This window comes from Pedobacter sp. AC402, from assembly GCF_979252805.1.
Map to the genome: position 1 here is coordinate 947055 of NZ_CEEDAI010000009.1, position 9694 is coordinate 956748.

The window sequence follows — 9694 nt, forward strand, 5'->3', positions numbered from 1 at the left end:
AGAAGCCATGGCACTTTACTTGTATTATAGCCTATGGGCTAATATCTTAGTCTCTTTAAAATGCTAATCGTTTGCCTTAAACACCTCTAACAGCCTGCCTTTGGCAAAAACGGTAAGCTGCTTGTGGTTTTTGATAAAGCCCCTTAACAATTCGGCATCTGTATTGTCAAGCTCAACCTCGCCATCATTGAAGATCTTGATCGCCCAATCGAAGAATTTGATCGGCTCGGTCACCCCCTCGTTTGCCTGTGCCAAAATATTGCTTAAAAGTTTGTTCAGGGTTTCTCCTGATTCTGATCCATCTAAATTTAATAGCGGCTTGTTAAAATTTACTTTCATGTTTTATTGTTTATATATTTATTGTTAATACTTCTGGTTTTTCAATCGTTTTTTTAACTGATGTTCTTTATCAATCATTTGTTTGGCTTATTTACTCATCATAATCTTTTATAACAATATTCTAAGCTTTGAAGATATTATTTTACCAAGTTGACTCTACTGCCGACCTCACCCAAGTATCAACTGCAATACATTCATAACGATAGCCATCAGTAATAATCACTTGACCCTTTATCCCTTGGCTTGTCGGCATTGGGGCCGAACCTGTTATTAAACTAGTATACATTGTAGTTGCTTTTTCTTCGGTTAATAAAACACCACTATTATCAGGAAAATATACATTTCTACCTCCCGTAAGTGTAGGCAACAAAATATTAAGTTGGTTAGTACCATCATAAAATATTATACCTGTTGTTCTATAACTTGTAAATCCACCAGTATTTTTATATAAATGCAATCCTAATTTACCGGATCCGTCATGCCCATTAAGAAAAGCCGTTCCAACTTCTCCATTAGGTTGATGCATTAATATCTTTTGTGTATTAATTTCCTTTACATTTATCGTACCCTCTTGTTCATTAGGAGAATTAAGAAATACTGCATTTTCTAACACCCAATTTTGAGTAGCCAAAGTTCTTTCACCGCCTTCATTAGGCAAAATCAGTAAACTATTTTCAGAAAGATTATTCTGTTGAGTAAATGATAATGTTTGGCTAAAACCATTAAGGTTAAATCTGATTTGCCTTGAGAGATCATTAGTAATCCATTCGCGAGTTGCAACTTTACCTCCAACATTATCAAACTCAAAGGAAACATTTTCTTTCAATTGAGCTTGGCTTGGCCTAAAATATGTCGTAAAATGTGTATTCGAAATTTTATCCCTAAAAAACCATTTATCAGAATCAAAACCAGCAAAGACATTTGGATTACCTGAATCTTGAAACAATAAGGATCCACTACCAAAGTAGCTTGCTAATGTTCCCTGATTAATATATAATCCTTCTCCATCAACCCCTAGCATATAGGTATTTGTACTTCCTCCTTTACTTTTGATACCATTGCTCCTCACAATTCCATCGATATGGATATTACCAGTTTCTGGAGTATATTGGTTAGGATGTAAGCTTGGGGCTTCGCTTGTTTTTAAAAACTTACCTCCACCTTCTTGCCATAAACTAATATTACCATCATCGCTAAAACTAAATACCGTAGAATTAACATTTAACCAAAACAACCCACCATTGCCGGGGCTATGCAAGCTTATATCTAAATTATCTGCGCTTTTAAATTTTAAAGCATTTCCATAAGCAATATTTATCGCGCTATTAAACTGTACAGGATTTTGAAGATTAAAGCTCACTGCCTGACCAATAAAATGCTTGGTTCCGTTTATATCTTGTTCAAGATTTTCTGTAGTTACAAACCCGCTTAAATCTCCAAGCCTAACAATGTCATCTGCAGCAACCGGCGGATTAGCTATTTTACCGTAAAGTCCACCAAAACTCTGTGCAGAAAAGGTTTCTGATCGCAAGAAGCCGGTAATCCACAATGAACCATTACTTTGTTCATTTACCCCTCTTAACATATAAATCTCAGCCCCTTGGTTATACTCTAAAACAATAGTGTCTTCCAAATTAGGGTTGTAAAAAGATAATCCATTAGAAACTGTTGCAGTAGCGGCATGTCCTGATATATCAGTAATATTGACCGCACCAGTCATCCCATTAACACTCACTACTTCTGAGCTATTTTCTACCTTTTGCCAAATATCGCCATTGGATATGATCCAGTCACCGGGATTAAGTTCCAACCCTTGCTGATTACCAGCTACTTTTACAATATAATATTTACCCTTGTTTCCGTTAGCTGCTGGAAGTGGTGGATTATCGGCTCCGGCATCGTAATTGCCCTGATAATTTACACTGCCTATAATGGCTTCGCCTAATTGACTAACCGGGATTTTACCATTCACATCCAGCGTGGCAACACCATTAGCCTGCGCCTTTTCGGTAAAGGAAATTTTGTTTTCCAATCCGGTCTGAAATTCTGACTGGCTAACCTTTTGCGAAAGTGCTGCCTGGTTGCTGGCATAATGATCGGAGATCTCGCCCTCCAAACGGTCGCGCAGAAGCTTTACCAGCGCCCGCAGTTCGATACCCTGGGTTTTGTTCAGGTTGGGCTTTAAAGGGCCTGATGACTTAATGACATCATCAATATAGTCATCTTCAATTGGTGGTATGTTCGACATCGTTTTTCTTTATCCGGTTAATGGTACACTACAGCTTTGAGGGCCATGATGCCTTACTTATATTATAGCTTATAAGCTAATATCTTAATATCTATGAAGGTTAATCATTTACCTTAAACCTCTAACAGCCTGCCTTGGCAAAAACGGCAAGCTGCTTGTGGTTCTTGATAAAACCCTTTAATAATTCAGCATCTGTATTATCAAGCTCAACCTCACCATTCTTGAAGATCTTGATCGCCCCATCAAAAAATTGATCGGCTCGGTTACACCCTCGTTCGCCTAAGCTAAAATATTGCTTAAAAGCTTGTTTAACGTTTCTCCTGATTCTGATCAATCTAAATTTAATATCGGCCTGTTAAAATTTATTTTCATGTTTTTTATTCTTAATTGATATGGTTTATTAATTCTTCTAATCTTTTATTCTCTTTTTTAAATTTATGTTCTCTTTTTATCAGCTGATTATCTTTGTTGCATTCATTATAATCTTTTTGGTAGGTTAAGAAAGGAATTACTATTGCTGTGCGCGGAATAAAACGGCTTATGGTATCAATGTAATCATCTTTGATAGAGAGAATAAACTGGAATGAACTTTTGTAGTATACTACACACTGTGCTCCGTAATAATGCGTACATTCTAAAACACCTTCAATTTCTGTCGTCTGTATTTTGCCAACATGGAATGCTCCGGTACAAACCATAGAAAACTCCCCTTTCAAACGCCTAACCAATTCCTCAGGAGAAAACCTCTTATTTACCCTTACATCGTCTTCATAGACAATAATACCCTCTTCTTCAAAATTCTCTCTTATCAACTTTTTTACCGTCTCTAAAACGTTCACATAGGGTACATTGCCCTGCTCACATTCTACAATTGTTGGTACTATTCCGTTTTTTTTCAAATGTGCCATCGTATCTTCTTTTCTCCCGTTTGGAGAATGTACAATCAAAAATTGTTTCATAATAAGGGCTCTAAATAACACTTCAATTCTACTGGTGTTGACAATGTAGATAAAGCGCCTGTTTCAATTTCGAGTATTGAATACTGGCGAATATCCCAATGATAGTCTACACTCACTTTAATATTGTTATTTCCTAAAATGGTTAACACTTCTGATATTATAGCATAGTTTGCTTCCCCCCCGTAAGGCGGATAATTATTGTAGGTAAAGCTAAAATTTAAAACTTTGTTCCAGGTAGGAGGAGTGCTAGGCATCCAATAAAGCTTTGTTAACTTAGAGTCTTTGACTAATATATTGGGTAATGTTCCAGCTCCTAAATTTTCTTCATCTCGAATATAAAAAAAGTCAATTTCACTATTGAAAGCGTCCAATTTCAGGTCTGAGTAAGATGCTGGACAAGACTTTTCTATAAGACTAGCATAATTGTCACTTAAACCAATTGTTATTTTAGAGTTTCTCAAAGTGCGAAAAGGAATAATTGTGGGAACAGGAGAATAAATAAAATCCAAACTCTTTTGAATTATTGATACATTGTCACTTAATTGAGATTCTACATAGATATGATAACCACCATTGTCAACCCAAAATCCTTTATAGTCAAAGTTGATATCATGTTTCTTATTTACATCAATTCTTCTAAAGATAAGACCTTTTATTGGAAGAATTCCTTTGTAAAAATAGGTCCAATAACTATCTTCTGGATCATAAGGTGTCTCAATATTGTTGTAATCTAATTTACCTAAAGAATAATAAATTATGTCCTGGGGATATAAAGTTGATTTTGCAATAGAAGAAAGTTTATTATTTGCAACTGCTGATAAAATTAATGGCTCTATACCATCTGATTCTCTTATATCAGCAATTCCTTTATATGGTTTCCAATATAGTTTATAATCTGTTAGCAAATATTGCGCTCCTGGCTCTAACGAACTAGATACAATTAAATTAACCAATTGCAAATAGGTAACAGATGTAAGAAGGCTTCCCCCTCCTCCATTGGGTTGCTCTAACTTATCACGCATCAATTTAATCAATTCCCTTAATTTTACACCCTGAGTCTTATTCAAAGTAGGATTATAGGCATCAGGTGCTTTTATGACCTCATCAATATAAGCATCGGTAATTGGCGGTAGCTGTGACATAAATTAATTTTCTTTAGTAATGTTTATTAAACAGTTAATTCTTTATCGGTAAGGTTAAAGAGTCCCGAAGCATTTTGTACCTGTACCTTAAAGCGGTAATAAAGTATATCACCATCTTCATCTACCCGTATCAACGGGGCAGGCAAAGCATATTCCATTTCAACCGATGGAGTTGATAGCTCAACACTATATACTTTTTCCCAGTTACCACGGTTATTTTGCTTAAATACGTAATAGTTGGCGCGATTGGCTGTTGCAGACCAGGTTAGTTTATTTCCAACCTCATCATAAGATAATTCGGGTGCCTCGGGATTTAAATAATCAGGCAAGGTGATGGTAATTACATCAGTGCCTAATGATAATACTTCTTCTTCCTCTTCTTTTTCATTGATAATGACCCGGATACCGGCCAGACGGTAATAAATAGTATCGCCAAGTGGTGCAAGCGTTAAATCACTAAAATTGTCGGTAATTTCGTAACCAGCAACCTGATCGGATACAATCTCTTGTTCAAAATAGCTATCCATTGTTTGAAGCGTAATGGTATTTTCTTCATGTTTTGACCGATAAACCCTGATTTTAGCTATATGATCTTCAGGAGAAATTGGCGCAATATTAAAAACAATAGCGGCTCCGCTATCATAAGAAAACGAATCTAAATTGATGGCAAACCTGGTTACCAATGGAGGTGCCGATGGTAAGGTATGCAGAATGGTTACAGGGCCTGCAAAAGGGCTTAATAACCCAGGCGCTAACTGATTGGTTACTTCAACGCCAGCAAAGAAATACAGTTTTCTGGAGGCTCCACTTAAAAAGTAATCAGTAAAGCGGATATAGGTGGTATTGGGTTGCGATGGTTTATTATACTGCCTAATCATTGGAAAAGGATTAAAGGCTATATCTGTTGCATCGAGCAAATTGCCATCCAGATCGCGGATCACAGGCAATGCATTTTCAGTCTGTAGGCCTTGTTTAATAAAAGCCAATATCGGGGTCTGCTCCGTTAAGGGCAATAACGTTTCCTGTATGGCGGCAAAATATTTTAATTTTTTAACCTCCAAACTGTCATGTGCATCATTAACAAGCCCCAGCTTATCTGGAACTGGAAAACCATAAGAATTTGGCGTCGCAGGAAATTGTTTAAATGAACCCACAGTAGGCGAATCAAAAGTTAAATTAACCAACTCTAAATACCTTTGACTGTAAAACGGGTCCTCGTCAAGATCTGCAAGTGCTTCTAAAATCTGCGTTACGGTGCTTGGTTTGTATAAAGCTTCCAATACATCTTCATTGGTTGTTCTGTAGAACATAAAACCAAATGGAGCACGTTTTATGCCATTTACCGTTGGTGCAATTTTAACATCAAAAGTAAAAGAGGCTTTTCTGGTGGCATCGGGGCGTACTTTTAAACCAAATGTACTTGGTGCTTCAAACTGTACAGGTTCTTCAATTTTACGGGCAAGCAGTATGGCAGGCACTGAAACATCAGAAACACTATTGTTGCTTTCAGGTCTGCTATCTATTGTTTGTAGGCCAAGCTGCGTGCGTTTGTCATTATCATTTCCAACGGGAAGGATATTTGTGCCGTTAAACGTATGATTGGAACCTGGCTCTGGGAAAAAGTAAACCCGGTACCCCGGATGAAAATTTACCGGAACGGTTAACGCCGTAGGCACCGAAACCTGGATAGGGTCGTCTTGGTAACCTGGATCGTAAACGTACAACTCTACCGGATGCGTTTCTTCTATCCTGATTACCTCCAATAGCTTTGGTTCGGGGTCTTCATTTAGGGTTGGTACCCTTATTAATCCTTTATACCACTCTACATGCGCTTGCCTTAACTGATCGGGAGAGTTTTTATTGGGATCGCTCGCATCAAAAGGCAGATTAATTTGTGGGTGGTCATTCAAATTGCCTGTATTGTCGAAGCTAACCTTATAATAGCCCAATAAGCCATCTGGATATTCACTTCCAAACAATGGGGTAACAGTTGCCTGGTTATGGATACCCCCTACCCAATAAATGGTTTCTTTGCCTTCGGAATCAGAAATACGTTCTATATATGGGCTATCTGCATCGGCAAAACTTTTTAACTGAACTGACTCAACAACCGGCTCCCAATTGGCAGGATTACTTAAGTTTTCGGCAACAGAAAACCTGCTTCCAATTTCGGGGAAAGTTGCAAATTTTTGCGTAGAATAAGCGCCGGGTTCATTTTCATCATCAACTATCTTACTCTCATTAATACTTTCAACGACAATCTCTGTCCCGGTGCTTCCATTTACCATATTTTCTACACGGTATTTACCGTTGGGTGTGGATAATAAACTGTTGGTAAATCTAAAAAAATCGCCGGATGCTACAGTCGGGGTTACTACCGTACCATCAATCTGTTTATAGCTACCGATCATTAACCGGACCAGCTTTTCATCAGGTTCATGGATAATATCCTTTATCTGCCCTGTAATGGTTAAGGGTAATTCTGGGTTAAAATAAGCTTTAACGTGGTCTGCTTTGATCAGTGTATTAAGCTGTGCGGCCGACTGATCGACCAACCTGGTGGCATCCAATATATCCAACCAGTTAAAAGTTACGCGTGTAAAACCAATGTCTTGTCCGGCAAAAGCCTGTTTACGTCCATCCAGCCAGTTCTGTTCAGCAGTGGTGGTAAACAATAAAGGGTCTTCTTTTTGAACATATTGTACTGCAACATCACTTGGCGGCAATAAGGTGTTAACCGCTTCGAACTCGGTTACATCGGTATCTACCTCATCGCTTAGTACCGACACTCTCGAGAACCAGTTTATGCCATAAATAGCATAAAAATGTTTACCTGGTTGCTTTTCGAAATGGGTAAATAAACTCAGTACATCATCTCTTAAGGGCTCAGGCTCTAATACCCCTTGAGTATTGGTATTATCGTAGGCGTAATAATGATATTCATCAGGAAAATTGCCACTGGTGATTTCGGGTTTCACATAGGCCAACTGGTTTTCTGCACGGTATTCCAGTCCATAAAAAACAGGCTTGGGATTTTCGAAAACATTCAGGTTTTCAACAACATTCAGGTCCGAAAAGAAATCATGGTCAACCAGTTCGTCAGGGAAAGGTATCCTACCTATATTCACAACACGTGCATAATCGAATTTCGCATAACCTTTGTCATCAAGCATACTGTTCATACTGTCGCTGTTATCTCCCAAAAACTGGTAAGCAACCGGCCTCATTTTAGGCTTATCGGGCAGTAGGTAATCGGTTTTGGTAACGGGTAAACTGGTATACAAATAAGTAGCAGTATCAGATGAGTTTAAACTGCTTTTATTGGTATATAGGACCTGATATATAAAGCCATCATTGTCTACCGCTGTATCGATATGTCCCAGTCCCAACATCCGCGCAAAATGATAATCAAGCGCCTGCAGATTGATAATATCCAGGTAACTAATTGAAAAACCTTCGTTCTGTTGTTCCGGATTTACATTGGAAATTACTTCCTCTGCCCTTGGATCTGTATCGCTTAATTGAAGATAAGTATTTAGTGCTGCTTTTACCGAAGGATTATTGTTTCTGGAGGTTAACCATTTATCCTGATAATTGGCCACTTTTACGGTAGTACCATCGTTAAAATGTGGCCAAAGGTGATCAATAGGATAGGTTTGATTCTCTAAGCGATCGAAAACAACAGCATCATCTAAAGAAATACCAAAACCATTTCCTACTTCCATCCAGTCTGTTTCTTGACGGGTAGTTAAAAAATCATGGTAGGTTGAGAAATAAAAGTTCTTAATGACAGCATTTGCTGATTTTTTAATCGTTATTTTTGCAATATTATCTGCTTTTACGAATTCAAACCTGTCCCCAGGGGTATCCAGCGTCATTGTTTTATGTACTTCAGTAGTGTTATCAGGGTCACTAACAATCTGCGAAAGCATTTTCACCTTAAGTACTGCCTTTTCGTTGCTGGTATTACTAAAATTAAACCCCACTGAATAGCTGGTTTTACCATCTATTTCTAAAGTGATGGTTTCATTGTATGAGGATAAAAACCGATTATAATCCAATAAAGGATCAATTGTTCTGGCCAGCTGCTTATAGGCATTGGCATTATCAAATTTGAGTTTTACACGGTTGGTGATTTTTTTCTCATTAACCGTATTATTAATGGTGTAAATCCATTGCCTGGTTATAAAATTTATTACCGGACGATTAAATTCTAAATCAATAGATATAGTTGGCGCATCTATATATTGCGAACGGAATACCTTGACATAATCATCCTTGCGGTTAAAGCCTGACACCTGGCTGTTTTGGGCATTATAATAGTTTCCTTTGGGCAAATGGTTATCTCCTAACACACCAGTAAGGCTCCACCTTAAATGAATCCCTTCTGCAATGCCATTGCTGCCATCAGAACCGGATGCCTGAAGGTAAATACCACCTGTATTGTTTAAATAAGTATCATCATCCAGGCCACAAGGGTTTAGTCCTAGTTTTGCCAACAAATCTTTTATCGCTTGAAAGGCAGCCAATAATGCTTCCAATGCTTCGTTTAAAGCATATCGATCTTCCTCACTAAAAGTATCTTCACTATAATTGTTAATCTCATCAAACATGTTTAAAATGCTCTTAAAAATGGCGCTGTAGCCTGTACCGCTGCTATCCAGGTAGCCTACATAAAAATCATCAAACAGAAAATCTTCCCCATCAAAATCACCATAAAAATAATCCCAATTGCTTGGTGGATTGATCACCGGAGCACCTACATTAAAATCTTTTTCAGAAAAATTCTTTTCGCTAAAATCACCCCCGATATAAACGGTATTATCAGGGCTGGTAACTACTTTTAATACCCTAATGGTTATTACATATAATTTTTTTAATGCATCCTGCTTCAAGTAGAAGCAACAACCGCAGCAATTCTACCTGGTTATTTAAGGCTCCACTTGCTTCTAAAGCTTGTATAGCAAAAAGACAATCTGTTATACGGGTATAATCGGAAGAATAAG

5 protein-coding genes are annotated in these 9694 nt (G+C 37.7%); all 5 read right to left on the reverse strand.

Features of this window, described 5'->3' with window-relative positions; translation table 11 throughout:
• Positions 1-63: 63 nt before the first annotated feature.
• Positions 64-339 carry a hypothetical protein gene (locus tag AC0IWE_RS14965; protein WP_471793685.1) on the reverse strand — a complete coding sequence of 92 codons (276 nt, stop codon included), beginning with the start codon at positions 337-339 and terminating at the stop codon, positions 64-66.
• A 142-nt stretch (positions 340-481) separates the two neighbouring features.
• Positions 482-2455, reverse strand: a complete 1974-nt coding sequence (locus AC0IWE_RS14970; RefSeq protein WP_471793686.1) for a hypothetical protein — start codon at positions 2453-2455, stop codon at positions 482-484.
• Between the two features lie 515 nt (positions 2456-2970).
• Positions 2971-3546 carry a hypothetical protein gene (locus AC0IWE_RS14975; RefSeq protein ID WP_471793687.1) on the reverse strand — a complete coding sequence of 192 codons (576 nt, stop codon included), beginning with the start codon at positions 3544-3546 and terminating at the stop codon, positions 2971-2973.
• A complete protein-coding gene (locus tag AC0IWE_RS14980; RefSeq protein WP_471793688.1) occupies positions 3543-4688 on the reverse strand; it encodes a hypothetical protein in 1146 nt (381 codons plus the stop codon). Before AC0IWE_RS14980 ends, AC0IWE_RS14975 begins: the two co-directional genes overlap by 4 nt.
• A 26-nt stretch (positions 4689-4714) precedes the next feature.
• Positions 4715-9583, reverse strand: coding sequence for a hypothetical protein (locus tag AC0IWE_RS14985; RefSeq protein WP_471793689.1), 4869 nt, complete (start codon positions 9581-9583; stop codon positions 4715-4717).
• Positions 9584-9694 lie beyond the last annotated feature (111 nt).